This window comes from Roseomonas sp. HF4 (assembly GCF_005222755.1).
In the GTDB taxonomy this organism is placed as follows: domain Bacteria; phylum Pseudomonadota; class Alphaproteobacteria; order Acetobacterales; family Acetobacteraceae; genus Neoroseomonas.
In genome coordinates this window covers 1-25,528 of sequence record NZ_STGD01000020.1, presented here as the reverse complement: position 1 = coordinate 25,528, position 25,528 = coordinate 1, and the positions used below count along the sequence as shown (strand labels likewise).

Below are 25,528 nucleotides of genomic sequence, written 5' to 3'. Positions count from 1 at the left end.
TCACGGCTGCGGAGACCGGTCCCCTCCGAGGCCTGCTGGATCGAAGCGATCGGCCGCCTCCGTCAGCAGGTCGTTGATGTGGCTTTGCAGGATGGTCTGCAGCAGATGCGGGTCGACGTTGATCTCGGCCGCGATCAGGCCCGAGACCCGGGCGGGCCAGTTCAGCAGCGCGTCGCGCATCGTGCTGCCGATCTCGTCGAGCGCAGCGTTGGCCTCAGTGACGTCGACCAGACGGCGCTTGGTCTCGTCGAGCGAAAGGCGCTGTGCCTCGATCTTGAGGGCGAGCTGCGCGACCTTCAGCCGGGCGAAGGGCGTGCCATCCGCGCCGCCGCCACTGGCCAGCGGCGAGCGGGTTGGGTCTGCGGTCTCCACGAGGCGGCGTCGGGTCTTGTCGATGTCCCAACTACCATCCGGCTCGCGGGCGATGCGACCCGCACGCTCGGCCTTGTGGATAGCGGTGTCGCTGACGCCGAGGCGCCGCGCGGCCTCGCGCGTGGAGGCGGTCTTTTCCGGCATGGCGGCGACCTCCCGCCGCACGAGGATAGAGTGCGCGCATAGTTACCGGGCGCGCAGTGCGTGCTGACGGGCGGCTTCAAAGGCGTTGATGGCAGCGGGCCCATCGAATGTGACGGCGTCGCCGAGCATCTGCAGCGAGGTGAGAGCGTCGGTGAACCGGTAGCAACGCTTGCTCATTGCGTTTGCGTGCTGCCCGGGTAGCCTACAGGCTGTCCCTTTAACGAGGATGGGAGAGGCGCCACGATGCGTTGTTTTATAGCCGGCGCTGTTGCTCTGGGAGCCATGGCAGCATCCGCTGCCATGGCGCAGAGCACGCCTGCGGTCGTTTACTGTGTGAATAATCGGATCATGGTCGAACGCGCCACAATGTCGCAAATGCAGAGCGGCCGCGGCTCTTCGGAAATCTGCATCATCGGCCCTTCCTTTGACTTCCAGCCAGATGGCGTCACTTGGGTCCGACAGAACCTGCGCTCCGACGTCGGCGGCAGTTGCCGCTGCCGCTGAGACAACACCCCCGTCTCCCTTGGCCCTCGACCAACCAACGGGGACACGACCAGGTGGGCCGGTTTGGACTGCAGCGCCTAATCAGCAGAGCCGGCCTTGCCGGTCTGTCTAGATGAGCATGAGAAAGTACGGCCACCTACGTCCGGCAAAGACGGCTGCTTCACTGCCCGCCTCTCCGCCGCCGCCGGGCCGCATCTCCCGGAGGCTGCTGATCGGTCGGATGCTGCTGGTCGGTGCGATCGGCATCGCGCTGCCAATGCTGCTTCATGCCATCCTGCTGCCGGTCTGGGGCGAGGGAACGACGCCCCTCTTCGTCGTGTTCCTCCTCTCGCTCCTCCCCGCTAGCGGCGCGGCCTTCTTCTGTGCCGGCCAGACCATGCTGCGCATGGGCTACGCCATGTGCATCGTGATCGGTGCAGCCTTTCTCTCGATCGGCCTGACCGAGGCGCGCATCTTCGGGAACGTGCCTAGCCTGGATGCGGCGGCCGCTCCCTCCCGCCCCGCCGCCGCCGGCTTCCTGCTGCCCCAGGCTGCGCCGCGCGCCGATCTCGCCCGGGAAGTCGAGGTTCGCGTCGCTCTGCCGCGCAGAGACATGCGGGGGCGCTCCACCAGCCCCAGCAGGCTGCGCGGTCGCTTCACGGTGGTGCCGGTCGTCGACCCGGACTGGACGCCGGCGCAGTCGGTGCCGGTGGTTGCGGTGCTGGAGCACGGGCCGGATGGCATAACCCACGAGGTGCCGGGCGCGCCCTGGGATGCGGGGCGCGGCGTGCTGCGGTTGCTGCCGGAGCCGCTGCGGGATTTCGCCGTGCAGGAAGCGCTGCGGGAGGCGGGATGGACGGCAACGCCGCACATCGTCGTCGGGCGCTGGGTGGCGGATCCGCGCTGGGCCAGGCTCGATGCCGCGATGCCGCTCCTGTGGTTGTTCGCGGCTGCGCTGCTCAGCCTGGCGCTGGTGGTCCTGTCCCGCCATTCCTGGATCGCGGCGCGTCTCGACCGGCTCACGGATGGAATTGGCGACTCGGCGGTTCCCCTGCATCGGGAAATCCTGCTGGGCATTGCCGCGCTCACGCTGCCCTGTCTCATGGCGCTCGCAATACGGCACGCTGAGGTCAACAGCGGCATCGTGTTTGTCGCGATCGCCTTTGCCGTCGTGCCGTCCTTGATGATCACGATCGGGGCCTCGCATAAGGCAACGCCGGTCGGCGTCATGATCGCCGGCCTCATCCTGGTCGTCACCCTTCCCATGGGCGTGGCGGGGCGCGGCGCGGGGCCGAATGGCGGCATGCCCTCGCTCGCGGGCGCGCGCTGGGCGGATGTGCAGGAGGCGATGATCGTGATCGGCGTGGGCTGGCTGCTCTGGGCCGTGATCGTGATCATCGGACGCCTGCTGCAGGGCCGCGGGGGTGCCGACGCCTCACGCTGAACGGCACGGGTGATGTGCCCGATGGCAACTCTACTGTCGGGGGGGCAGGGTCGACATCGACTTGTCTTTGTGGCCTGCCGGCTTGGCTATGCGCCCTGCCGACGAGGCTGTCGCGGCCATCGGGAAGGCGCCATGTGCTTCACACTGGCGCCAACCTAATCGGTCACTCCGCCAAGGCGTAGATGGTGAAGGAGCCCTTCGCGCCGGTCTTGTTCGGCCCGACCATCCGCTCGCGCGACTTCACCTCGACCGCGTGGCCCTTCTTCTTCAGCCCGGCGAAGAAGCCGCGGACCGTGTGCTGCGCCCAGCCGGTGGCGTCGGCGATCTGCGCCACCGTCGCGCCCTCGGGCCGGCGCAGCATGGCCAGCACCTGCTCCTGCTTCGTGCCCTCGCGCGGCTTCCGCGGGGCGTTGGCGTCCCGCGGGGCGCGGGCGGGCTTGCCGGCGAGCATGGTGCGCAGGGCCTCCATCGGCCCATCGAGGGCACCGATCATGTCGCCTTCGCGGTTGGCCTCGTCATCCCAGGCGGCGAGGATCGCCGCGGCGGCGTCGCGCAGGCTGGTCCGCGGCGTGGAGGCGCGCGCCGCGAGGGCCTGGTCGAGCACGGCGACTTCCTCCGCCAGGGGCGCGGCCTGGGCGGCTTCGGGCGGCGGGGCGTCGTCACCCCGCGGCGCCGTCTCCTCCGCGCCCGTGGGCGCCGTGTCGGGCACGCGGCCCTCGATGCCCGAGCAGTCGGGCTCGCCGGCCCCCGCGTCGCCCTCGTTCGGGTCGATGCCGATGGCACGCAGCCCCTCGTCGGTGATGCGCGCCACGATCCAGGTGCCGTCATCATCCTGGCGCCAGCCCAGCCCGACATGCTCCCGTGGCGCGTTGATCTCGGTCAGCAGGTTGTTCTTGATCAGGCTGCGGAAGACCGCGTTGCGCGCGGCGGCCGGGAGCGTTTTCGGCGCGCGGGCGAGGCCCATCTCGTGCTGCGCGGCGGCGCTCAGGATCACGCGCTGGCTGTCGGAAAGCTTGGTCATCGTGGTGGTCTCCGGTTCCGGGTGCCGGTCATCGGCCCCTACTGCCGGGAGCCCCGCCGGCGTGGCCGGTCGGGGCGGTGCGGAAGTGGTCCGCGTCAGGCTTCGTATTCGCCGCGGCGGGAATGCTGGTCCGCGATGTCCTTCAGCTTCGCCGTCGCATCCGAAAGCCAGGCCGCTTCGCCCCAAAGCACCGTCTCGGGATCCGCGCCGAAATGGTCCGCGCTGGCCTGCGTGAGTTCCGCGAGGAGGGCGTCGAATTCGGCCTTCTTCGCGAGGAAGGCGGCCAGGCTGCATTCCTGGTTGCGGGCGGCGCGGGCGGTGCGGTCGGTCATGATCGTCTCCGTCGTGGTGCAGGGCATCCCCTGCGTGTGACGGACCATTCGCGCTGTGCCGCGCACGAGCCAAGCAAGATGCAGCGGCACGAAATTGCTATGTTTCGGCGGTCTGGATCACATCACGATCGCCACCACGGCCCTCGGGCCAGCCGCTGACAGGAGAAGCCATGGCCCAGCCGCAAGTCCCTATCGACGTCGAGCCCGACACGGGGATCTGGCGCACCGATGGACTGCCGATGATCTACGTGCCGCGGCACTTCCTGGTGAACATGCAGAAGGGCATCGAGGCCGCCATCGGTCCCGCGGCCTACCGCGAGATCCTGTACGCATCGAGCGACCTCTCCGCCCTGCAGTGGTGCCGGGCGGAGGCGAAGACGCATGGCCTAGCGCCCGTTGAGACCTTCCGTCACTACCTCAGGCGATTGTCCCAACGCGGCTACGGTCAGCTCGAGATCACTGCGCTCGACGAGACCGCCGGTACGGCGACCGTCACGGTGCGCCACTCTGCCTTCGCGCTCGGCTACGGCCCCGAGACGGGGCGACACGTCTGCTACATGTTCGAGGGCAGCTTCGTGGGCGGGATGCGCTACGTGCTGGAGATGGCAGGGCGCGGGGGTGAACCCGTCTGCCAGGAGGTGGCTTGCGCTGCGGCCGGATATCCCGAATGCCGGTTTGAACTACGCTGCGACGCCGTCGCGTGAAAAGACCACGCCGCGTGCCGCGGCGACATCCTCAAAGATGCGATCATCACCCTCCAGCACCGCGGCCTCGCCGGTGGCCTCCTGCCAGCGCCGCACGATCACATCGGCATAGGCGGGATCGATCTCCAGCAGCACGGCGCGCCGCCCCGTGCGCTCCGCGGCGATCATCGTCGTGCCCGAGCCGCCGAAGCAGTCCAGTACCGTGTCGCGCGGCTTGCTGCTGTTGCGGATCGCGCGCTCGACCAGCGCCACCGGCTTCATGGTGGGGTGCAGGTCGTTGCAGGCCGGCTTGTCGAAGTGCCAGACATTTCCCTGGTCGCGCGCGCCGCACCAGTAGTGATGCGCGCCCGCCTTCCAGCCGTAGAGCATGGCCTCGAACTGCTGGTGGTAGTCGGCGCGGCCGAGCGCGAAGGTGTTCTTCGCCCAGATGATCGTGCTCGACCACTTCCCGCCCGCCTCCTGCCAGACGCGATGCAGCGTCGGCCATTCGGAGGAGGACATGCAGACGTAGCAGGCGCCCTTCGTCACCGAGAGCAGGTTGGCCAGCGCAGGACGGAGGAACTCGGGAAAGCCGCCGCCGAGCGCGTCGTTCGCGATGGTCATCTTAGCCGCGGTGCCGCCCTCGTAGGCCACGTTGTAGGGCGGATCGACGAAGCCCATGTCGGCCAAATGGCCGGCGCCGAGCGCGCGCTGCACGTCGGCCAGCTGCGTCGCGTCGCCGCACAGCAACCGGTGGACGCCGCAGCGCCAGAGATCGCCCGTGCGGGTGACGGGCACCGCGGGCGGCGGCGGCGCCTCGTCGGCATCGTCGCTGAGACCGGCGTCGGCCGCGGCCAACAGCCGGTCGAGCTCCATGCCGGAGAAGCCGAGCACGTCCAGGTCGACCACCGCCTCGTCGCGGATGCGCGCGATCTCGTCGGCCAGCAGCGCCTCGTCCCAGCCGGAGTTCAGGGCAATCTGGTTGTCGGCCAAGCGCAGGGCGCGCGCCTGCGCGGGAGAGAGATGGCCGATCCGCAGCACCGGCACCGAGGCGAGCCCGAGCTGCTTCGCCGCCATGACGCGACCGTGGCCGGCGATCAGCACGCCCTCGGCGTCGACCAGGACCGGGTTCACGAAGCCAAACTCGGCGATGGAGGCGGCGATCTGCGCCACCTGCGACGGCGAATGCGTGCGCGCGTTTTCGGCGTATGGGACCAGCGCCGTCACCGCCAGGGTGGAGACGACAAGATCAGGCTGCATTCGCGGTGACCTCCGTCCGCGCCGCGGCCACGGCGTCGTGATCGCGGCCATCATCGGCGAGCGTGACCGGCAGTTCGGGGTGCAGCATCCGCCACCGCGCGACCGCCAGGTCGACATAGGCCGGCGCCAGCTCGATGGCGCGCACGCGGCGCCCGGTGCGCTGGCCTGCCAGGATGGTGGTGCCGGAGCCGGCAAATGGCTCGAACACCGCGTCGCCGAGGTTGGCGTAGGTCTGCATCAGGAACTCCGGCAGCGCTACGGGGAAAACCGCCGGGTGCTCGGTCTCGATGCCGCGCCCCTTGTGGCGGGTGATGCGTAGCACGCTGTCGGGAATGCGCATCTCCTGCACGGGCAGGCCGATATGGGTGTAGGCCTTTACCTCGCCGTCGGCGGCGCGCAGCCCGCTGCCCTTGTTTGGCGTGCCCGCCCATTTGCAGGGCACGATCTTGTTCGGCGCGCGGGCCTCGCGGTTGAAGTGGAAGACGAACTCGAACGCGGGTGCGAGGCGGCCGTTCCAGTCACCGGGCAGACCGGGCCCCTGGTCCCATGCATAGAGCCCGAAGCGCCGCCAGCCCTGCGCGCGCATCCAATCGAGCCAGCCGGACCAGTAGGGCTGCCACTCGCTGTCGCGGTGGATCAGGCCGAGGTTCACCAGCACCTGCCCGTCGCGCCGCAGCGCGCCGTCGAGATGCTGGAACACGCCCTGCATCAGTGCATCCCAATCGGACACGCCGCCGGTGGTGTAGGCACGCTGGTTCCCGTAGGGCGGGCTGGTGAACAGCAGCGCTGCGCGGTCATCGCCCATCACGCGAGCGACCGAGGCAGCATCGGTGCTGTCGCCGCAGAGCAGGCGATGCTCGCCGAGCAGCCAGAGGTCGCCCGGGCGGGTGACGGCCTGGCGCGGCGGCTCCGGATCAGCATCGGCGGGATCTTCCGCCGGCGCATCCTCGGTGCCTGCCGCGCCAGCCGCGCCGCCCCCCTCGGCGGGATCCGCGGACAGGGCCTCGGGCGCGTCGCCGTCGGACACGGCATCTCCAGCCGCCGCGAGGATGTCCGCGAGCTCATCCGCTGAGAAGCCGAGTGCCGCGAGGTCGATGTCCTGCGCCGACTGCACCGCGGCGAGCGCATCGCGCAGCAGCGCCTGATCCCAGGTTGCGTTCTCCGCGATGCGATTGTCGGCGAGCCGCAGCGCCTCCTTCTGCACCTCGGACAGGTGCCGCAGCACGATCACTGGCACCTTGGCCATGCCGAGCGCCGTCGCGGCCTCAAGCCGACCATGGCCGGCGATCAGCACGTCCGCCTCATCGACCAGCAGCGGGTTGGTGAAGCCGAAGGCCAATATGCTGGCCTTGATCTGCTCGATCTGCGCGGCGCCGTGCACGCGCGCATTGCCGGGATGCGCGCGCAGCTCCGCCAGCGGGCGCAGCAGGATCTTCGCTGCCATCCAGGGGAGCGTCATCTGGCCATCCGGTTTGCAGGTGGTTTGCAGGGCAGCGGCCCGGCGTCGGTTTGCAGGTAACGATCTGAAGCGGCTCGGAAAGGCTGCAAACTGCAAACCATATTTCCGGCCTGGCGCTAGCGATGCTGCGCGCTTCCGCCCCCCGCATACAGCGGGGCCAGGAAGGAACCATCGGCTCGAGAGCCACTGTCTCGATCGAGCGACGCTGTGGCTGGTGAGCCAGAGCCACCCCGGCTGCGCTCGCAGTTCTTCACCGTGGGAAGAGTCTATCGGATACGGATTCCGCGCCGCTACAGGTAGAATTGTAACAGCGCGCTGCGCACGTTCGACACGCTATGCGCAGGCCCGGAGTTGCACGCCACGCCTGCTGGTATCCGGCGTGAAGGCCACGCCACCACGCTCAAAGATTCGCTGCAGCTTGGCCAGGACTATCGCCGGTGGCGTGGCGTGCCCCGCCTCGAACATCTCCAGCACCGACACCGGTATGCGTGCGACGAACGCAACCTCGGCAGCGTCGAGATCCAGCAGCGCGCGTGCTTCACGGCAGAGCCGCGGTGTCAGGAGATGTTCCATACGGTCGTCACTCCCCCGGGTGGCCCAGCCTCAGCCCTTCGCGGCCTTGCGCTTGGCCTTCTTCACGCCACCGAGCGCGGCTGCCTTGAGCCCCGGGCTGGCCTTGAAGCGCACCGTCGCGCCCGCCTTGATCTGCACCTTCTCGCCCGTCCGCGGGTTCAAGCCGGTGCGCTTCGGGGTCTCGCGCACGACGAAGGCGCCGAAGTCAGGAATGGTGAAACGACCGCTCTCCACGATCTCCGCCTTGATGGCATCGATGATGTCGCCGGCCAGCTTGGTCGCTGCGACACCGGACAGGTCGGTCGAGTTGGCGATGACTTCGGTCAGGAACTTCTTCGACACAGACTGGATCTCCATTGCGGATGATCGGCCGTAGCGGAGCCTGCGGGGCTTGTCAGTCCCCTTGTCCGCATGCCCGTACTGCGCAAGCCGCGGCGCTAAAGCGCCGCGCGCGCTCGCTCGACCGCGTCCCGCGTCGCCACCAGCGCGACCAGGGTGATGCTGGCCTGCTTCACCGCCGCGGCTTCGTCGGGGTCGACATAGGACACCTGCTCCTCGGCATCGACAACGCCGGACGCCAGCTGTTCGCGCAGCTCGTCGAGGCGGACCTTCACCTCGTCGGGATCGGCGTTGGGGTCGCCGAGCCATTCGACCACGATGAGTTCGACCTCGCGCGCCATGCGGGTGGGCTGAACCCCGCGCGCTGCCATTGCCTGCAAGCGCACCAGCGCCGCATCGAGGGGGCGCATCGCCGCCCGCTGCCTTGCCGCCATGTCCGTCCCTCCTGCTCGATAGTGCTTCGTAGCATGTTCTTGTCTTGTTCTCATAGGGCCGGCTATCGTCGGGCATGCCCGACGGTGACCAGACCCGCCCTTCGCCGCCGTGGCTAAGCGCGGCAACCCTGGCCGCAGCCCGGGCGGCACGGCGGCCGCCGGACCCTTTCACCCGGTCGAACACCAAACAGGCGGTGCACGACGCCATCCTGGCGCACCATCCCGCCCTGCCGTTCACGCTGATCGGCGAGGCGGTGGCCTACGTCCTTGGCGCGGAGTGATCCGTCAGGCGTCCTGCGCTGCGGTCACGGCACGGCGGCGATAGGTCTCGTGACTGATGGCCTGAGGCCACTGCGCACGCGGCACCACGGCAGGCAGATCGCGGAGGATCTCCAGGAGCTCCGCATCGGGTCGTCCGGCCAGGCCGCACCGCCCGAGCAGTTCCGCCATCCCCCATTCCCAGGCGAACCGCAGCGCGTCCTCCGCCGCAGCGTGCGAATGGCGCGGCAGCCATGGTGCCAGCGCCGGCCGGACGACACGAGGATCGAGGCCAAGCGCACGAAACTGACGCGCAACCACGGCGCCGGACTGCTTCTCGGCGAGGTCCCAATTACGCCCAGCTCGCCCAGCTTCTTCGTAGAGCGCGAGAAGCCAGTCATCGTCCCAGCCGCCCATGCCGGTGTCGCTCGCGACTTCAACGGCATTGAAGGTCTGATCGAGCATCTCGCAGATGTCGCTCAATGCGCGCCCGTCCCGCAGCAGGATTTCCTGCGACAACCCATGGACTGGCTCAGCGGATGAGTCCCAGCGAGCAGGGTCTGCCAGCCAGTTCTCGGACGGTCGAACCAGAATGCTGCGGACGTCCAGCAAAATGCGGCCATCGTTCTCGACCACGGGCTGCGCCCAGCCAATCTCGATCGGGAAGGATCCCCGTGCGATCCCTGAGGACTCGATGTCGATGAAGATCGGGGCATCGCTTGGCGTCGTCACGGCTGTGGATCTCCTTGCGGTCGAATCATGATACGCCTCGCGCGGGTCGAGGCGGAGTGAATCACTTCGCGCGACGAGCGCCCTAAGCAGCCCGCTGCCGTGGTGCGAGCCCGTACACCACAGTCAGCACGCCCAGCGCGGCCACCAGCATCCCCTGCGCCTGGGCGTGGCCGACGCTGCGCCCACCCCATCCCTGGCGCTGCGCCCATTCGCGGACTGAACACTCGAGGCCGACCACGTGCCAGACGATCGACCCGGCGGCGCTGTCGAAACCGCCCAACGCCGTCATCGCGCGCGCCACCCGCTCGCGCGCGACCATCTGCCGATCCGTCATGGCCTCGCCACTGCCCGGTACGCGGATCAGCGGCATCGACCGCACGACGTCCAGTGCCGCAATGCGGAACTGCGAGCGGAACACCGCGCCGGCATCGTGCATGTCCTGGGTGATGGTGCCGTTGGCGAGCATCTGCCCGAGCGTGTCGATTGCGCGCCTATGCACGACCGGCAATCCTGTCTCGGGGTCGGCTTCGCGCACAGGCTCGCCCACCGGGCCATGCTGCAGCCGCCACTTCGACGGCGTCGCCAGATCGTCGTGCTTCGGCTTCGGCACCTTGGGCTTGCGCTTACCGGCCATGGTGGTTCTCCCCATTGCGACGCCCCCAGCGCCGATTGGCTTCGTTGGTGATGGCCTGACGCAGCCAATCGTCCGTGATGTCTGCGACTGGCAGCGCGACCACGCCATGCCGATGCCACGCGGCGGCGCGCATGGCGTTCACTTCGCTATCGTTGGTGGGGCTGCGCGTGCCGCGGTCGAGGCAGGAGCGGGGCGGCAGCGGTGCGCCGTGCATGCTCATGCGCGGCCTCCTGTGGGGTCGGTCGCCCAGAGCAGCAGCGCGATGGCATCCGCTTCATTGTCGTCGGCTGGCGCGAAGCCGCGCGCCTCGATGGCGGCGACCATCTTTACCTTGTCGGCGTTGCCCTTGCCGGTGGCGTAGCGCTTGATCGTGCCGACCGGAACGCCCTCGTAGGGGACGTCGTGCTCCTCGCACCAAGCGGTCAGCATGCCGAGGAAGCCGCCGTAGATGTGCGCCGCATCGGTGCCGGCATGCGCGCGGACTTCCTCGAATACGATCCGCGCCACGCCGCCGGACAGAGCGGCGACCTCGGCCAGCCATCCGCGGAAGCGCAGAAAGCGCATCCCACCGCCTTCGAAGCGAGTCGGCCTGAAGGTCATGGTGCCGGAGGTGATGCCGCCGTCGTGTGACCGCAGGGCCCAGCCGGTGGTGGTGCCGAGATCCAAGGCGAGCACGGCGTGGTGTCCGAGGCTTATTGCGGGCGGGAGGGTGATGGGCGGGCCGCTTGCATGGGCGGCGGGCATGGTGAGAGTTGCGACTGCCATGGTGGTCTCCGAGAGGGGATGATCCTGGTGAGGGCGGCGACGGCGCGGTTCTTGGCGGAGCTCGTCGTCGCTGCCCGGCTTTCGGGATTGGGCTCATCACGGGTGGGCCGGTGCTGTGCGGGCGGCGCATTACGGCACCCCGTCCAGCCAGGAAGGGGGTCGGGGAGGATGGGGAGGATGCGTTCTTGCCTCCGACATATCCTCCCCGCCGGAAACCCAGCTTTCAGCAGCGTTTGGGGAGGAAGGGGAGAAAGGGGAGGAAATTCCCGGCTCTCCCTTCATGTGTGCGCGCGCGTGCGCGCATGTGTAGGGGGTGGAAATATCCTCCCCTTTCTCCCCTTCCTCCCCGGCCCCAGGCTTTTCCTGGCTTACAGCGCGATCGTTCCGGGGAGAATAAGGGGAGGATATGCCTTCAGGGCCCAATATCCTCCCCGCCTGAGCGGCACCCGGGGAGGAAAGGGAGGATGAATCGCGGCCACCCTGGGGCGCGACCTCCAGCTTCCAGCGCTGCGCGCCGTGTGAGACCTGCCCTTGCCGCAGGTGGATGAGCCGGCCGGCGACGCGGAAGCCACGATCGCGCAGCTTGCTGAGGCCGCGACCGAGGCGGATTTTCTGCCCCTGCTCGTCCTTGGCGGAGATCGGCAGTGCGGGTTCGATGTTTCGCGCGTGACCGATCAGGTCGCTGGTGGTGACCTCTGCCGTGCCGAAGCGATCCCACCAGGTGGCGACGAGCGAGCGCCAGGCGCCGCCTTCACTGTCGGACGCCGCCATCATCTCGTCGAGGTTGCCGAGGAAGCCCTCGATGCCGGCCACCTCCAGCACGCCACCCAGCGTCTGCGCCCAGATTTCATAGCTGCCAAGGCTGCGACCACCACGCGGCCGGCCTGCCACGAGCCATGCCTGGCACAGGGTGAGACAGGCCGCGACGAGCCGGCCGCGATTGGCGCGCACCCAGACCATGAGGTCGGGGTGGCGGAAGCTGTCGCGGCGCCAGGGCTGGTCGGTGTGCGCGTCGAGCCGGATGCGGACCAGGCGCCGCGCCATCTCGTTCGAGAAGGTGGGATTGTTGCCGGTGGCGACCCAGACGCAGCGGATAGGCAGCCGCGTCATGTCGGACTGCCCGAGGATGCGATCCTCCCAGAAGGGCGCGGTGAGCGCCGCAGCGAGGGCGGAGCTGTCCAACTGCTCGCGCAGATTGTCGATCAGGATTAGCGAGGGGATCTGCCGCAGCTTGGCGGTGAGGCGCTTGCGCCATTCCTCATCGTCGCGGCCTTCGGTCATGACGGAGGCGCCGACGCCGGTCAGCACGGTGGCGATCACGTCCACCATGAGCGTGGCGCCGGTGCCGGGCGTGGGCTTCTCGATCAGATGCAGCGGCGTCGGGCCATCGATCATGGCGCGAAGAAAGCTCAGCAGCAGCAGCGCCAGCGCATGGGCGCGCTCTGCGGTGCTGGTGAAGGGAAAGTCGCCCAGCAGGTCATCCAGCAGCAGGGAGCGCGCCGCGGTGATGTCCTGAGACGAAGGCCGATCGGGAACCGCTGGCAGGCGAAAGCCCATGGTCGGGCGATAGAGCAGGCGAGCGTCCGGGTGGTAGCCCGGTTCGGTGAGCAACACCCCGCCTCGCCCGAACACCGGCGTGGTGACGATGCCGGCGAGTATGGGCAGGCCGGGATCCGGGGTGGCGAGCAGGGATTTCACCACGCCGGTGGGCGGCGGCGCGGGGATGGCATCGCCCTTGACGTTGACCTTCCGCCAATCCGCCAGCTTGGCCAGCATGTGGCGCAGCCGCTCCTCCGAGACGGTGGCGGCGACCGGCAGGCCCTCATCATCCGGCGTGACCCAGCTGGGCAGGCCGCCGAGGCGGAATAGCCAGGGCGTGCGATTGGAGGCGAGAATTGCGCTCCAGGCGTGGTCGGTGGCGCGGCGGAGATTGCCCTCATCGGCGCGCAGCACGGGCAAAGCCGTCGTCGGCTCCAGGAAGCCGAGCGGAAGGTGCCGGCCCGTCTCGTCCTCCGCTGCGGACGGCGGCGTGGCGGCACCGCGCAGCGCGGCATCGACCAAAGTGGCCAGCGCCTCAGCACCATCCCGGCCGAGCATGTCGTTGAAGTCGTCGCCCTGCTGCGGCGGCATGGCGATGGCGGTGATGATGCCATTGCGGCGAAGGCGGCCGGCGAGTGCATCGGCGGCGCGCATGCCGGCGCCCGAGATATCATGGTCGGCCAGAATCACGATGCGCCGGGCCTCGGGCGGCAGCTGCACCTGCTCGAGGCCGGAGGTGGAGAGCGTGGCCCAGACGGGCAGGCCGGGGCAGGCGACCATGGCGGCGAGGCCGGTCTCGATACCCTCGCAGAGCCCGAGCACGCCGTGCGCGCCGATTGGCGCCAGCCGCACCGCGCCACCGCCAACCTTGCCCATCATCATGCGCGGCTTGGGGACATCGGCCTTGCGGACAGCGCCGCCATCCTGCTGGAGATAGGTGCGATGGAGCGCGATCACCTCGCCGGCGACATCACGCACCAGGCCGATCATCGCCAGATAGCCGGTCTTGGTCTCGAAGTTCGTCAGGTCGGGATGAAACAGCAGGTCGGCATCGGGCGGCACGGTCAGGCCGCGGCCCTGAAGGTAGTGATCGGCGGGCGTGCCCGCGATCGGCACCGCGTGCTCCCGCACGAAGCCGATCTCGTGCGTCATGTCGCGCTCGGCCTTGCGCTGCGGCGGTGGCTCCTGCCGCGCGGGTGCCTCGCCCGTCCAACCGACCCGCGCCGCCGCCTCGGCAAATAGCAGGCGCCCGGACAGGCCGGTGCCGTGCTCCAGCGTGCTGAACGGCCCACCGCCCTGAGCACCATCGAAGTCGTGCCAGTCGCCAGCATGCTCGCCGGCCAGCATGATCACGCAGGAGCCGGACTGGCGCGGCGGTGCGCCCTGGATATTGGCCAGCCGCCATTCGTCGCCCTGGCGCCGCCCATTGGGGAACAGCCCAGGCACCCACGCATGGGCCGTGTCGCGTAGCCTGGCCGCGATGGCGTCGAGGTCATAGCGAAGGGCGGGCGCGGGCGCCGCCGCGTCGTTCAGGTCAATCAAGGATCACCAGCCCGCGTTCCGCGCGCGTGATGGCGGTGTAGAGCCAGCGGTTGCGGTCCTCCGCGGTGCGGCTCAGCCCATCGTCATAGACGACGACGTTCTCCCACTGGCTGCCCTGGGCCTTGTGGCAGGTGATGGCATAGCCCCAGCTGCTCTCAATCAACCCGCGCATCTCGCGGTAGTCGCGGGTCAGCCGCTCCCGGTCGTAACGGACGTGGTCGTCGTAGTGGCCTTTGTAGAAGCGGTGCCGGCCGGAGATGGCGACGCCATCCTCCGTGGTGATGGTGGCCGAGAAGGCCAGATCGCTCTCGTGCCGGATCTCCGCCAGCGACAGGAACATGCCGTTGACCAGGCTCAGGTCGTGACGGTTCTTCAGGCAGATGAGCTTCTCGTCCTGGCCCGCGGGATAGGGTGCGGGAAAGCCGGCGGCCTGCTTGATCTGGCTGTTGAGCCAGCGCCGCGTGTCGTTGCGGCCGCAGATGACTTGGCCACCGCGCAGCATCTGCTCGGGTCGTACCGCATTGCGCGGCAGCTTCCAGACATGCGCATCATGCTCACCGGGCGGGATGTCGATGCCCTGCCGCGCCATGGTGGCGAGGCGGATGATCGCGCTCTCGCCGGCCTGGCGGTGGATCTCGGTGAGCATGATGTCCGGCTTTGCCTCCGTGAAGGCGCCGGTGCCCTTGATGGGGGGCAGCTGCCCGGGATCGCCCAGCACCAGGATAGGTTTGCCGAAGGCCAGCAGATCGGCGGCCATCTCGGGCCCGACCATCGACACCTCGTCCAGCACGATGAGATCGGCATCCCGTACCAGCGATTGCTCGTTCAGCAGGAAGGTGGGCTTGTGGATGTCGGCCAGGCGCAGTTGCAGCTTGCTGATCTGAATCTCCGCGAAGGCGCGTTCGGCGGGTGCCATGCGGCCGAGGCCACGCTGCAGATCGAGGAGGTCCCGCTCGACGCGGTCAATCTCCTCGGGCGTCGCCTCCGAGACACGATAGATCAGCGAGTGGATCGTGGAGGCAGGCGTGCCCTTGCGGGTCATGACCAGCGCCGCCTTGCCGGTGAAGGCCGCGAAGAGAATGCGGCGGGGTGCCGCATCCTCCTCGTCACCGCTGGCTGCGACGTCGATGCCGATCGCCTGCATGGCGTAAGTGATCACGGTGCTCTTGCCGCTGCCGGCATAGCCGAACAGCCGGAACACCTGCTGCTGGTGCGTCCGGTTCTGGAACCAGTCCACGATGGCGCGGATGGCGTCCGCTTGTTGGGGAGATGGGGTGAAGCTCATGCGGGCGCCTCCCAGCAACGCGCGGCATAGGGACAGAAGCGGCAAAGGTAGAAATCGCGGGCCTGCGCGATGCGCGGCGGGAGTTCGCCGCCGTCAGCAGCGCGGAGGATGTCGACGGCGCGGTCGGACAGGCGCTGCGCCTCGGCCGCGTCGAAGGGCACCGCCTCGTGGTGCAGCGCCAGCGTGTCGCGGTTCAGCGCGGTGAGCAGCGCCACCTCGAGTTCGAGATAGGCCATGTAGAGCTGCACCTGCGCGAAGTAGATCGGCTTGGACTGGCGCAGCCCGTGCTTGACGAGGTCGTTCCACGATTTCTGGCCGAGCGCCTTATGCTCCCAGAGCGAGGGCCAGCGGATGCCGACATCGGGCCCGGCCACGATGACGCCGTCGGCATGGCCACGCAGTTTTCCGCCTGCTGCGGCAAAGCCGAACTGCTCGCCCTCGGTACCGCGATCGCGCAGATCGAAGCCCGCTTGGCGGAGCCAGCGGATGGACAACGCCTCGAACTGGTGTCCGGCATCGAAGATGCGCAGGATGCTGCCATCGAAGTCCCGGCCCGCATCCTTCGGCGTGTGGGCCACCTCATAGACCAGCTTGCGCGCGCAGGCCTCGCCGACCCGACTGCCGCCGAGATAGTCGCGCGGACGCTGCTGACGGTTCCGCGCGACCAGCGCGGCGTCGACGTGCACATTGATGCGCGCAGTGGTGTTGGCGGTGTCAGCTGCGACGCGGCCGTAGACCAGCCTGGAGCCGTGGTTCAGGTCGAGGATCATCGGGCGCTGACCTTCCGCCGACCCTTCCAAAATGGATTGTCCTCGCCGGTTCTCGAACGGCAGTAATCGAGGAAGCCAGGCGCGTTGAGGTTCTCCTTCTGCGTTCCCCACCGCAGATTGCTCGCACGGTTGTTCACCGCGTTCTCGTCGAGATGCATGACGACGGCGCCGTCGAATGGCGGCGGTCCGTGGAACGCCTCGGCGATGAGGCGCGCCACCTTCCATGTGCGTTCGCCGACGGTGGTGACGAAGCGCGCGTCGAGCTTGTTCCAAACGCCAAAGGTTGGGGTGCCGCCATAGGGGCGCTCTCCGCCGTTCGGCATGAGCCCGCGGTAGGGCGTGATCATCACGCGCCCCTCGCTGCTGGCCAGCACGCCAGGCAGGCTGGGAACATCGCGCCAAACTTCTCCGGTGCTCATGGCAATGCTCCCTCAGCTAAAAGGAATCGGGTCGTCGAGCGGATCCCGCTCGGCGGCCTGACGCTGCATGGATGCCTGGAAGCCATCGACACAGGCCTCGATGATGCGATCGATCTCCATCGCGCTGCGGTCATGGAACGGCGCCATGAGATGCAGCTCCACCAGCACAGCGGCGAGCGGGCGTCGCGCGTCCTTCACCGCGCGCACCTCCATCGGGGTCTTATCGATCACGCCGCCGCTCCGCCGCGCCAGAGCGCTGCCGGCTTCGCAGCAGCGCATCGAGCAGAAAGACAGCTTCGGATGGAGACCGACGCGAAGCTCATGCACATAGCCGAAGCCCTTCGCCTCGCGCCGGCACAGGGCGCAGGTGAGGCGGCGGACCTGATCAGATGGCGTGCACCCAGGAAGGGGCGGCAGGTTTGCTGCCGCGGGGCGCAGTGTCGGCCGCGCCCCTGCCCAGCGTCGTCGGGCCATGCCGTCATCAGCCGTTCAGCCAGGCCGGGCCGCCCGAGATGGGCGCTGGGGCAGGCGGCGGCGCCGTCTGGGCGGGGGCGGCTGGCGCCGGACGTTCCCAACTGCGGGTCGCCGCCGCGGGCACCTGGGACGCGGCAGGCGTGGCCCAGGCAGGCGCGCCGCCTGGTGCGACCGCGGCCGCCGCCGGCCGCGATGCCCGCTGGGTGGGTGAGGCCGGCACCGCCTCGCCATCCATGATACGCCGGTACTCCGGCTCACCGGGCAGCACCACGCGGTCCAGGCGGTTGCTATCGCTGTAACGCGGGTCGTCGGCAGGCTCGACCCGCACCTTGGCGGCGAAGGTGATGCCATGCAGGTCGGCGAGGCCCCGCAGCATGCGCTTGGCCTTGGTCGCCTCGCCCATATCTTGCGGATCGAGGCTGAGGGCGCTGTCGATCATCGCCCGGAAGATGCCCTTCGAGATCTTCCAGCCGATGGAGACACCCTGCTCGTCGACCTTCCCGCCGATGACGGTGAAGGTCTGCCAGAACTTGCGGCGAATGTGCTGGCCGGCGATCACCGTGAACTCGCAGTCCAACATCTTCACGTCGCTGCCCGGGCTCTTGGTCGCCTTGAGCAGGCCGCGATCCGATTCGCCCTGGCCGTCGAGACCACCCTTGCGGATGGCCATCGTCACCTTGACGAAGCTGCCGTCCGGGATGAGGTCGGAACCGCGCGGCAGTTCGGCATCGTTCATGTCGTACATGGGCATCACCCCTGGGTGCTGGCTTGGGCGTTGATCTTGCGAAGCAGGGCGGCGAGGTCCGGCGGCTCGGTCTCGTCGAGCCGGCCGGAGCGATCCTTCGCTGGTAGGCCGCAGGCATTGCCGGCGCGGCAGACCAGCCGACGCTCGCTGCCGCGCTCGGGGTCGTGGCGCCAGGCGTCACCGTCGCGGGAGAACAGCGCCATCGACACCACCTGATCGACGATGCCGGGGAGCTCGCGCGCGGCCTTGCCGCCTTCCATCTGCGGCTGCCAGGTGACCTTCCCGAACTCGTCCGTGACCTTCTCCAGGATGCCGACCATGATCGTGGTCTTGCCCGGCGCGTGCTGCAGGTGCTTCAGCAGGCCGATGACCTCGCGGGCGAGCAGGCCATAGGCGCCTCGCGTATCGGGCTTCCCGGTTTTGTCGGAGAAGGCCTCGGGCCGCGTCTTGGCCCAGGCCATGGCCTGGCGCGTGAGGTCCGTGATGCTGTCGAGGAAGACGATCGACTTGCTGGCGATCAGCCGCACCAGGTCCGGATGCGCCGCGGCGAGGTGCTGATAGTGCCCTTCCGAGAAGAACCCTTGCGGATCGGCCGCAGGATTCACGCCCCCGACCAGGCAGGCGATGTCGATCGCATCCTCGAAGCAGCGCACCGGGATGCTGTCGCCGCGCCAATCCTGCACCGACTTGAGGCCGGCCTCGAGATCGATGCAGATCGTCTCCGCCGCGGGCAGGGTCTTGAGCTGCGTGGTCTTGCCCACGCCGCTCGGACCGAACAGCGCCATGGTGGTTTTGTTGGCCGCGCGCGATAGGCGTTCGTCGGCGGTGACGATGCGCAGCGCCATCAGCCGTTCCTCACCAAGGCGGCGGGGACGCCGGTATGCGGACTGTCGCGCAGCTCGATGTCGGAGAGGATGGCGAGGCGATAGGTCGGCTTGCCGGTGCGCACCGTCCGTGCCGGCTCGAAGGCGCTGCGAATGCGCTCCGGCCAGGCGGCATAGGCGCGCTCCGAGACCCGGAAGCTGACCTCGACATATTCACCAGGATCCTCGCCGCCGGCGCGGATCTGCTCGGCGAGCGTGGCCAGCTGGGGCTGGTTCCATTCGACCTTCTTCGGCAGATCGGCCGTGACCTCGACGGTGCCGTCCACGAAGCGCACCGTCCCGGTGTCCTTACCGGCCACGGCCCGCGCGGCGACGGCACGCTGCTGGTACCGCAACGCGATCGCCCCCTCGACCCAGTCTGCCGTGCGCTTGGCAGCCTCCAGCGCCTCGCGCGCATCCGCCTGCAGCAGGGCGAGGTGCTCGGACGGTAGGCCCATAACGTCGCCAACCGGCAGGCGGCGGACGGCATCAAGGGTGAGGCGGTTCGGAATGGATGCGGCCATCATGCAGCCTCCAGGGACGGCGGCGTTGCGGATGCGACGAAGGCTGCCGCCGGAAGTGGGTGGCGGTGCATGCCCGCCGGCGCGGGCATGGACAGCAGTCGCGCGCGCAATTCGGCAGGGATGTGCTCGATCGGGATCCGCTGCAGCGCGCGGCGACGCAGCGTCAACGGATCAAGGTCGGCCTGCTCGCACCAGGCTTCACGGGCGCCGGTCCAGCCTTCGCCGTCGTCGAGCAGGAAGCGGACGGCTTCCTCGCGATCGCGGGGTTTGAGGCCGGGCGTGAAGACCTGACGGCGCCCGTGCGCGCATTGGATGATGCGTGGTTTGGCCAGGCGCTCATTGGGCGTGATGGCGTCCTCCAGCGCGCGATGGATGACTGCGGCGGCGAGTTGGATTTCGGACATGCAGGATCGTGCGGACAGCATGCGTCGATGCTCCGATGCGGGCGGTGGCGGGATGGGGATGTGCGAGGGAGCGGCGCGTGAAGCGCCAGACGGCTATCCGTCGTCGGCGCGCGAATTGGGCAGCGTGCTGCTGACAGGGGACATACCCACCAGATCGGCTGCGGTGAGGACGATCCCCTCCGCCGTCGCCATGGCCAGTAGACGCTGGTGATACTTCGCCGGCACCAAGCCGTCGCTGCCGCCGCGGTGCCGCGGGAGCGCCCAGCGGTGGACCGCACTGCGGTCGAGGCCGAGGCGGCGGGAGAGTGGTCCGGACCCACCAAATCGTGTGATGATCGTGCTTGCGGGTTCAATCATGAGTTGCGCTTAACCAGCGCGTCGCACGCTGGGCAATGCACTATTCTCGATAATTCCGCATGAGAGATCATGTGTTGCGTTTTTCGCAACATCGTTGCTCTCATCCATCGGTGACACGTGTCGCCGCGCGGCCAGAATGGAGTGAGCCGATGGGCCGAATGCGCCCCGCCCCTGCGCCCGAGGCCCCTTATTCGGCCTTGGTCACGGTCGAGCAGATTAAGGAGGGGCTTGCACGACCCGGCAAGTCCCAGAAGGGGCTCGCCGCGGTGCTCGGCGTCGACAACAGCACGGTGAGCCGTCTGCTCACCGGCAAGCGTCCGCTGCGCGTGCACGAGGTGCCGCAGATCCTGGCCTATCTCGAATCAGGCGGGGGATCGGCCGCCGGTCGAAGCCGGGCAGCGATGCCGGATATCGTGCAGATCGGCGGCGACCGATACGCGATGATCCCAGTCTACGACGCCGCGTCGCCCGTGGCCGGCGATGATGAACTGCCTGAAGCGCCACTGTATCGGACCGCGTTCCGCGTCGACTGGCTCCGTCAGGTCTCGCAGGGCGAAATCGGTGATCTCATTGTCGTGGTGATCGACGGCGATGCAATGGAGCCGACGCTACGCCATGGCGATCGTGTCCTGGTGGACATGGGCAGCCGGCGACCGCAGCAGAAGGACGGCATCTATCTGCTCCGCACCGCGGGTGGCCTGCAGGCCAAGCGCGTGGCTGCGAATCCCCTCACCGGTTTGGTCACCGTCATCTCCGACAATCGCGAGCACTACCCCTGTTTCAGCGACCTCCAACCGGACGACATCACCGTGGTGGGCCGCGTGACCTGGCTCGGGCGGCAGGTCGGGGCCTGACGCCGAAATCGCTGCAATGAGTGCATTGCGCGGCTAGCGCCGCCTCTGCCATCAGCGCCGCGTGCAGCATTCATCGCCCCGCGCCCTGAACCATCATCTCCCACCCCATCTACGCGAGGTCTGCGACCTCCTCGCCCGCGGCCTGCTGCGGCTGCGCAGCCGCGCTGCCGACGATCTCGCGCGCGACGCGGAACAGGCCCGGGGGCGGAGAGACGTTCACCTACACTCCACCGCCAGGCAGCGCCGTCATGCGAACCCCAGGAGAGAGGGAGTCGCATGACCCGACGATCGACTACGAAGGCGAAGCAGCAGGAGACCGCGCCGCCGGCGCCCACCATTCCGAAGATCCCGCCGACGCAGGTGCTGAGCCGGCTCGGCGCGCTGCAGGCGGCGCCCACCGCCACGCTGAAGGATCAGTGGCGGGAACTGTTCGGCAAGGAGCCGCCGCCCTGGAACCGCGCCTATATCCAGAGCCGGCTGGCGTATCGAATCCAGGAGCTGGCCTATGGCGGGCTGAAGCCCGAGACCGTCGACCGGCTGGTGGCGCTAGGTGAGCAACTAGATGGCGGCAACGTCGTCCTGCGCCGCATTCGCGCCGACAGTCGCCCACTGGCCGGCACGCGCCTCATCCGGGAATGGCAGGGCGTGCAGCACGTGGTCACCGTGCGCGTTAACGACTTCGAATTTGAGGGGCGGCCGTATCAGTCCCTGTCCGCCATCGCTCGCCACATCACCGGCACCCGCTGGAATGGCTGGACGTTCTTCGGGCTGCGCGCGCGGGGTGACGCATGACCCGCCGCGCCCGCATCGAGCCAGCCATGCCGGCCACCACGAAGAAGCTGCGCTGCGCGGTCTACACTCGGAAATCCACGGACGAGGGGCTGGAGAAGGAATTCAACACGCTCGACGCACAGCGCGACGCCTGCGAAGCGTACATCACCAGCCAGCGCGCCGAGGGGTGGGTGCTGGTGCGCGACCGCTACGACGATGGCGGCTTCTCCGGCGGGACCCTGGAGCGGCCGGCGCTGCAGCGCCTGCTGCGCGACATCCGAGCAGACCTGGTCGACGTCATCGTGGTCTACAAGATTGACCGGCTGTCCCGCTCGCTGATGGATTTCGCCAAGCTGGTGGAGGTGATGGACGCGCATGGCGTGACGTTTGTCAGCGTGACGCAGAGCTTCAATACCACGACCAGCATGGGGCGGCTGACGCTGAACATCCTGCTCAGCTTTGCCCAGTTCGAGCGAGAGGTCATTGGTGAGCGCATCCGCGACAAGTTCGCCGCCTCGCGCGCGCGAGGCATGTGGATGGGGGGCAAGGTGCCGCTGGGCTATGATGTCGTCACCAGGAAGCTGGTGGTGAATGAGGACGAGGCGCCGCGGGTGCGCCGCGTATTCGAGATCTTCGCCGAAACGGGCTCGGGCATGGAGACGGTGAAGCGCCTTCGTGAGGAGGGCCTCGCCAGCAAGGCGGGCCGGCCGCTGGACAAGGGCGATGTCTACAAGCTGCTCAGCTACCGCACCTATGTCGGAGAGGTCGCGCACAAGGGAAACATCTATCCCGGCGAGCACCAGGCCATCGTGCCGCGAGAGCTCTGGGATAGGGCGCAAGCCGTGCTGCAGGTCAGCCCTCGGGTCCGCGCCAACCAGAATCGGGCGCAGACGCCGGCGCTGCTGAAGGGGCTGATCTTTGGGGTGGACGGGCGGGCGCTGTCGCCGACGCACGCCAGGAAGAATGGCCGGCTCTACCGATACTACGTGGCGCAGCGCGTGCTGAAGGGCGATGCCGCTGGCGACGACAGCATCGTGCGCCGGGTCTCGGCGGCGGAGATCGAGGCCGCCGTGGTGGATCAGGTCCGTGCGCTGCTGCGCCAGCCGGAGATCGTGGTCGGCACCTGGCGCGCGGCGCGCAAGGACGCGCCGGACCTAACCGAGGGCGAGGTCCAAGACGCGCTGCATCGCCTTGACCCGCTGTGGGAGCACCTGTTCCCGGCGGAGCAGGCGCGGATTGTGCGGTCGCTGGTGGAGCGGGTGGTGGTCGGCCCGGCCGGCGCCGACATTCGGCTGCGGCTGGACGGGCTCGGCGGCCTGGTCCACGACCTCACCGCCATCCGGCCGGATGCCCTGAGGGCGGCGGCATGACGGCCGCGACCAGCGTCACGGTCCGAGTGCCGCTGACGATCCGCCGGCGCCCAGGGAGGAAGACGATTGTGACGCCGATGACCAACGGCGTGTCGCCTGCCGTGACGCACGCCGATCCGGCGCTGGTGAAGGCGCTGGCTCGGGCGTTCCGGTACCAGCGTATGCTCGATCAGGGCCTCTACGAGTCCATCACAGAGATGGCAGGGGCGGAGCGGTTGGACCGGGGCTATTTGGGGCGGCTGCTGCGCCTTCCTTTGCTGGCGCCGGACATCACAGACGGCATCATCAACGGTCGACAGCCGCACTCCATGGGCCTTTCAAGGCTGATGGAGCCCCTCCCGGGCGAATGGGGCGCGCAGCGGGCGCGCCTGTCTCGATGTCATGCACCCGCGTCACTGTCGGATCGGCGAGGGGAACAGCCACCATCGGGCTCGGAGGTTCCACAGGTCCGGCCATCCCCCAAGCGTGAGATTGCTTGATAACGCAAAAATTCTAGCTTATATGCTGTAAAACGCAAACCGCATTGGGTCGCGCATGTTAGCTCCGATCGCCCGCATCCTGGACAGCTATCCGGCCACTTTCTTCAGGCAGAGCCTAGAGTACGCCGACGCGGGCTTCGGCGAGGCATGGGCGCTGGCGTCTCGTCACGCGGAGGAGCCGGAACGGGCTAACATGCTCGGCCAGCTTCGCCACGCCCGTTGCGAAGCCGGGTTCCGTAAAGCGGCCAGGGACAACGGTCTTGCCGTTCTTGCGCCCCATACCGAGCCGGCTGGCGGTCGTTATAGCCTGGTCGAGGCCGGTGGCATCTACTTGATACGGAGCAATATCCAGCGCCACTGCGGGCCCCCGCGCGCGACTGCCTTTCGGCAGCAATGGGCGGAGGTCAACGCCTGGCTGAGCCCGCTGCAGCCGGATTTGCTGCGGGAAATCCGGTCGCCATCGACTGATCGGATGTGCGGTATGCTGGTGATCACCGCCCATCCGCGTCGTGGCGAACCGACTGTCCCCGCATTCGTTGGCCTGGGCATTCCCAATGCGGATTTGACCGACTGGGTTCGCCTTATCGCGCTCACGGACCTTCTGGCACTGTACCACGACGCCGATTCTGCTGCTCGCAAGCCCAGCGAGGCGCCGGTCGAAGTCAAGGACGTGGCCATCCCGCGCCTCAAGAAGCGGCCCGACGCAGGATAACAATCCAGAAGCCCCGAAACGGGACAGGAGGGAGAAGATGCGTAACGGAACACCAGGGTTCCAATCGGAACGGCTGGTGGAAGCAAGGGATTCGCGCGGCCTCACGCAGGTCGCGCTTGCCGATCTGATCAACCGGACCAGCTCCAGCATCTCGCGCTGGGAGTCAGGCAACCAGTCGCCAGAGCCCGAAGCCCTGGAGACGCTGGCGCGCGCTCTCAATTTGCCGATTTCCTTCTTCCTTCGCCCAAAGTTGCAGCACGGCGACAATCCGATGTTCTTCCGCTCCATGGCGAGCACGACGCAGGCCTTGCGTCGGCGCACCTGCGGGCGGCTGCATTGGGCTGAGGAGATTGCGCTGACCCTTCAGGAGTGGCTCGATCTTCCCGCGGTTAACGTCCCGCGTCTCGACGTGGTCGATTACAGAGAAATTCGTGAGGCCGATATCGAGCGGATGGCGACCGAGTGCCGACGCGCCTGGGGACTTGGCAGCGGTCCGATCTCCGACGTGCTTCTGGTGATGGAGAATGCCGGCATCTGTGTCGTGAAGGAGGAGGTCGGTAGCGCGGCGATGGATGGGCTGTCGCATTGGTCGGACGCCGATCATCGGCCCTATGTGCTGATTGCTGCGGACAAGGACACATGCGCGCGCTCGCGGCTCGACGCCGCACATGAGCTCGGCCATCTGGTGCTGCATGCACGGGTCAAGGAGAAGACCCTCGCCGATGCCGCAGCGTTCAAGGAAGTTGAACGGCAGGCCTTTCTGTTTGCTGGCGCTTTCCTTCTCCCTGGCGAAACCTTCGCGGCCGAAGTCTGGTCGCCGACGCTGAATGGCTTTTTGCCCCTCAAGGAGAGGTGGAAGGTTTCGCTGGGCGCGATGATCAAGCGCTGCCGCACGCTCAGCATGATCAATGACGAGTACGAACAGCGGCTGTGGAAGCACTACAGCTCACGCGGGTGGCGAAAGGCTGAGCCCCTCGATGACATCATGCCCGTCGAAGTCCCGCGTCTCCTGAGCCGCTCGGTGAGGCTGCTGATCGACGAAGGCATCCGCACGCGCGAACAGCTGCTGGATGACCTCCGACTTCCGGCTGCGGACGTGGAATCCTTGTGCGGTCTGCCGCGCGGCTTCATGACCTCCAGCGGCGGTGATCTGGTGACGCTACCGCGCATCAAAGAACGGCAGCCGCCCGCTGGCGAAACCGCGCCTGAATCAGCGACACTGATTCCATTTCGAGGCCGCAGAAATTAGGTTGGTGGCCACCGCCTTATGGTCGATCGTGGGTCAATAGAAACCGCGAAGTTAGCGTGGATGATAACGTCGTAGAGCCTGGCGCGCCGAGCTTGAAGAAGCAGGTCGGCGCGTCGCAATTGGAGCGGCCCCCAATTCGACCGGACAGGTGGCATAGCCCGGAGGGCCTAGGTTGAAGCCTAGGCGCACGCCTATGTCGAAGCCCATCGAGCGCGTCGAGATCATCACCGGCATCCAC

The 25,528-nt window shown here is 68.1% G+C and carries 31 protein-coding genes; 10 read left to right on the top strand and 21 right to left on the bottom strand.

Annotated elements, in window-relative coordinates:
* Window positions 1-516: a hypothetical protein gene (locus tag E8M80_RS22840; protein ID WP_137128046.1), complete on the bottom strand. Its 516-nt coding sequence runs from the start codon at window positions 514-516 to the stop codon at window positions 1-3.
* Between the two features lie 348 nt (window positions 517-864).
* On the opposite strand from E8M80_RS22840, the gene E8M80_RS26135 reads away from it, so the two are divergent.
* Both E8M80_RS26135 and E8M80_RS22835 read left to right on the top strand, forming a co-directional pair.
* The gene (locus E8M80_RS26135; protein WP_170979584.1) at window positions 865-1,020 is read left to right on the top strand and encodes a hypothetical protein; all 156 of its coding nucleotides are present in this window, start codon (window positions 865-867) and stop codon (window positions 1,018-1,020) included.
* A 220-nt stretch (window positions 1,021-1,240) separates the two neighbouring features.
* Window positions 1,241-2,443 (top strand): hypothetical protein, encoded by a 1,203-nt coding sequence (locus E8M80_RS22835; protein ID WP_137128045.1) that lies wholly within the window; start codon window positions 1,241-1,243, stop codon window positions 2,441-2,443.
* Window positions 2,444-2,606: 163 nt separating this feature from the next.
* Here the strand turns inward: E8M80_RS22835 and E8M80_RS26755 are convergent, their stop codons facing one another.
* Together E8M80_RS26755 and E8M80_RS22825 are read right to left on the bottom strand one after the other, a co-directional pair.
* Entirely contained in the window at window positions 2,607-3,464 is an 858-nt protein-coding gene (locus tag E8M80_RS26755) for a DUF3489 domain-containing protein (RefSeq protein WP_240790178.1), read from the bottom strand.
* Between the two features lie 95 nt (window positions 3,465-3,559).
* Entirely contained in the window at window positions 3,560-3,796 is a 237-nt protein-coding gene (locus E8M80_RS22825) for a hypothetical protein (RefSeq protein ID WP_137128044.1), read from the bottom strand.
* A gap of 170 nt (window positions 3,797-3,966) precedes the next feature.
* On the opposite strand from E8M80_RS22825, the gene E8M80_RS22820 reads away from it, so the two are divergent.
* Window positions 3,967-4,500, top strand: a complete 534-nt coding sequence (locus E8M80_RS22820) for a 4-vinyl reductase (protein WP_137128043.1) — start codon at window positions 3,967-3,969, stop codon at window positions 4,498-4,500.
* Here E8M80_RS22820 and E8M80_RS22815 read toward each other — a convergent pair.
* The 5 genes from E8M80_RS22815 to E8M80_RS22795 all read right to left on the bottom strand — a co-directional run bounded on the left by E8M80_RS22815 (window position 4,477) and on the right by E8M80_RS22795 (window position 8,544).
* Complete coding sequence (locus E8M80_RS22815) at window positions 4,477-5,739, bottom strand: site-specific DNA-methyltransferase (RefSeq protein ID WP_137128042.1); 1,263 nt, start codon at window positions 5,737-5,739, stop codon at window positions 4,477-4,479. The genes E8M80_RS22820 and E8M80_RS22815 overlap by 24 nt on opposite strands.
* The gene (locus E8M80_RS22810; protein ID WP_137128041.1) at window positions 5,729-7,198 is read right to left on the bottom strand and encodes a site-specific DNA-methyltransferase; all 1,470 of its coding nucleotides are present in this window, start codon (window positions 7,196-7,198) and stop codon (window positions 5,729-5,731) included. The genes E8M80_RS22815 and E8M80_RS22810 overlap by 11 nt, the downstream gene beginning before the upstream one ends.
* A 333-nt stretch (window positions 7,199-7,531) precedes the next feature.
* The gene (locus tag E8M80_RS22805; RefSeq protein ID WP_137128040.1) at window positions 7,532-7,771 is read right to left on the bottom strand and encodes a helix-turn-helix transcriptional regulator; all 240 of its coding nucleotides are present in this window, start codon (window positions 7,769-7,771) and stop codon (window positions 7,532-7,534) included.
* A 30-nt stretch (window positions 7,772-7,801) separates the two neighbouring features.
* A complete protein-coding gene (locus E8M80_RS22800; protein WP_137128039.1) occupies window positions 7,802-8,113 on the bottom strand; it encodes an HU family DNA-binding protein in 312 nt (103 codons plus the stop codon).
* 95 nt (window positions 8,114-8,208) lie between these two features.
* Window positions 8,209-8,544, bottom strand: a complete 336-nt coding sequence (locus E8M80_RS22795) for a hypothetical protein (RefSeq protein ID WP_137128038.1) — start codon at window positions 8,542-8,544, stop codon at window positions 8,209-8,211.
* 74 nt (window positions 8,545-8,618) lie between these two features.
* Between E8M80_RS22795 and E8M80_RS22790 the strand changes: the two genes are divergently transcribed.
* Window positions 8,619-8,825, top strand: coding sequence for a hypothetical protein (locus E8M80_RS22790; protein WP_137128037.1), 207 nt, complete (start codon window positions 8,619-8,621; stop codon window positions 8,823-8,825).
* Window positions 8,826-8,829: 4 nt separating this feature from the next.
* Here E8M80_RS22790 and E8M80_RS22785 read toward each other — a convergent pair whose 3' ends face one another.
* The 13 genes from E8M80_RS22785 to E8M80_RS22725 all read right to left on the bottom strand — a co-directional run bounded on the left by E8M80_RS22785 (window position 8,830) and on the right by E8M80_RS22725 (window position 19,519).
* Complete coding sequence (locus tag E8M80_RS22785) at window positions 8,830-9,534, bottom strand: hypothetical protein (RefSeq protein ID WP_137128036.1); 705 nt, start codon at window positions 9,532-9,534, stop codon at window positions 8,830-8,832.
* A gap of 82 nt (window positions 9,535-9,616) precedes the next feature.
* A complete protein-coding gene (locus E8M80_RS22780) occupies window positions 9,617-10,168 on the bottom strand; it encodes a DUF6456 domain-containing protein (RefSeq protein ID WP_137128035.1) in 552 nt (183 codons plus the stop codon).
* The gene (locus E8M80_RS22775; protein WP_137128034.1) at window positions 10,158-10,388 is read right to left on the bottom strand and encodes a hypothetical protein; all 231 of its coding nucleotides are present in this window, start codon (window positions 10,386-10,388) and stop codon (window positions 10,158-10,160) included. The genes E8M80_RS22780 and E8M80_RS22775 overlap by 11 nt, the downstream gene beginning before the upstream one ends.
* Entirely contained in the window at window positions 10,385-10,933 is a 549-nt protein-coding gene (locus tag E8M80_RS22770; protein WP_137128033.1) for a crossover junction endodeoxyribonuclease RuvC, read from the bottom strand. Before E8M80_RS22770 ends, E8M80_RS22775 begins: the two co-directional genes overlap by 4 nt.
* Window positions 10,934-11,062: 129 nt before the next feature.
* On the bottom strand, window positions 11,063-14,014 hold the full coding sequence (locus tag E8M80_RS22765; RefSeq protein ID WP_137128032.1) for a toprim domain-containing protein: 2,952 nt from the start codon (window positions 14,012-14,014) through the stop codon (window positions 11,063-11,065).
* Entirely contained in the window at window positions 14,007-15,299 is a 1,293-nt protein-coding gene (locus E8M80_RS22760) for an ATP-dependent RecD-like DNA helicase (RefSeq protein WP_137128031.1), read from the bottom strand. The genes E8M80_RS22765 and E8M80_RS22760 overlap by 8 nt, the downstream gene beginning before the upstream one ends.
* Window positions 15,296-16,069, bottom strand: a complete 774-nt coding sequence (locus tag E8M80_RS22755) for a hypothetical protein (RefSeq protein ID WP_137128030.1) — start codon at window positions 16,067-16,069, stop codon at window positions 15,296-15,298. The genes E8M80_RS22760 and E8M80_RS22755 overlap by 4 nt, the downstream gene beginning before the upstream one ends.
* Window positions 16,066-16,488 carry an HNH endonuclease signature motif containing protein gene (locus tag E8M80_RS22750; RefSeq protein WP_170979583.1) on the bottom strand — a complete coding sequence of 141 codons (423 nt, stop codon included), beginning with the start codon at window positions 16,486-16,488 and terminating at the stop codon, window positions 16,066-16,068. The genes E8M80_RS22755 and E8M80_RS22750 overlap by 4 nt, the downstream gene beginning before the upstream one ends.
* A 12-nt stretch (window positions 16,489-16,500) precedes the next feature.
* Complete coding sequence (locus E8M80_RS26750) at window positions 16,501-16,962, bottom strand: DUF6511 domain-containing protein (protein WP_240790177.1); 462 nt, start codon at window positions 16,960-16,962, stop codon at window positions 16,501-16,503.
* 7 nt (window positions 16,963-16,969) lie between these two features.
* On the bottom strand, window positions 16,970-17,707 hold the full coding sequence (locus E8M80_RS22740; RefSeq protein ID WP_137128029.1) for a hypothetical protein: 738 nt from the start codon (window positions 17,705-17,707) through the stop codon (window positions 16,970-16,972).
* Between the two features lie 5 nt (window positions 17,708-17,712).
* Window positions 17,713-18,552, bottom strand: a complete 840-nt coding sequence (locus E8M80_RS22735; protein WP_137128028.1) for an ATP-binding protein — start codon at window positions 18,550-18,552, stop codon at window positions 17,713-17,715.
* Window positions 18,552-19,097, bottom strand: a complete 546-nt coding sequence (locus E8M80_RS22730) for a hypothetical protein (protein WP_240790176.1) — start codon at window positions 19,095-19,097, stop codon at window positions 18,552-18,554. Before E8M80_RS22730 ends, E8M80_RS22735 begins: the two co-directional genes overlap by 1 nt.
* Window positions 19,094-19,519 carry a hypothetical protein gene (locus E8M80_RS22725; protein WP_137128027.1) on the bottom strand — a complete coding sequence of 142 codons (426 nt, stop codon included), beginning with the start codon at window positions 19,517-19,519 and terminating at the stop codon, window positions 19,094-19,096. The genes E8M80_RS22730 and E8M80_RS22725 overlap by 4 nt, the downstream gene beginning before the upstream one ends.
* Before the next feature lie 485 nt (window positions 19,520-20,004).
* Between E8M80_RS22725 and E8M80_RS22720 the strand changes: the two genes are divergently transcribed.
* The 6 genes from E8M80_RS22720 (at window position 20,005) to E8M80_RS22695 (ending at window position 25,290) form a co-directional block, all read left to right on the top strand.
* On the top strand, window positions 20,005-20,709 hold the full coding sequence (locus tag E8M80_RS22720) for a S24 family peptidase (RefSeq protein WP_206035723.1): 705 nt from the start codon (window positions 20,005-20,007) through the stop codon (window positions 20,707-20,709).
* A 276-nt stretch (window positions 20,710-20,985) separates the two neighbouring features.
* A complete protein-coding gene (locus tag E8M80_RS22715; RefSeq protein WP_137128025.1) occupies window positions 20,986-21,501 on the top strand; it encodes a DUF2924 domain-containing protein in 516 nt (171 codons plus the stop codon).
* Window positions 21,498-22,850 (top strand): recombinase family protein, encoded by a 1,353-nt coding sequence (locus tag E8M80_RS22710; RefSeq protein ID WP_170979581.1) that lies wholly within the window; start codon window positions 21,498-21,500, stop codon window positions 22,848-22,850. The genes E8M80_RS22715 and E8M80_RS22710 overlap by 4 nt, the downstream gene beginning before the upstream one ends.
* Window positions 22,847-23,329, top strand: a complete 483-nt coding sequence (locus tag E8M80_RS22705) for a hypothetical protein (protein ID WP_206035722.1) — start codon at window positions 22,847-22,849, stop codon at window positions 23,327-23,329. Before E8M80_RS22710 ends, E8M80_RS22705 begins: the two co-directional genes overlap by 4 nt.
* A gap of 55 nt (window positions 23,330-23,384) precedes the next feature.
* Entirely contained in the window at window positions 23,385-24,041 is a 657-nt protein-coding gene (locus E8M80_RS22700) for a hypothetical protein (RefSeq protein WP_137128024.1), read from the top strand.
* 37 nt (window positions 24,042-24,078) lie between these two features.
* Window positions 24,079-25,290 carry an ImmA/IrrE family metallo-endopeptidase gene (locus E8M80_RS22695; protein ID WP_137128023.1) on the top strand — a complete coding sequence of 404 codons (1,212 nt, stop codon included), beginning with the start codon at window positions 24,079-24,081 and terminating at the stop codon, window positions 25,288-25,290.
* Window positions 25,291-25,528 lie beyond the last annotated feature (238 nt).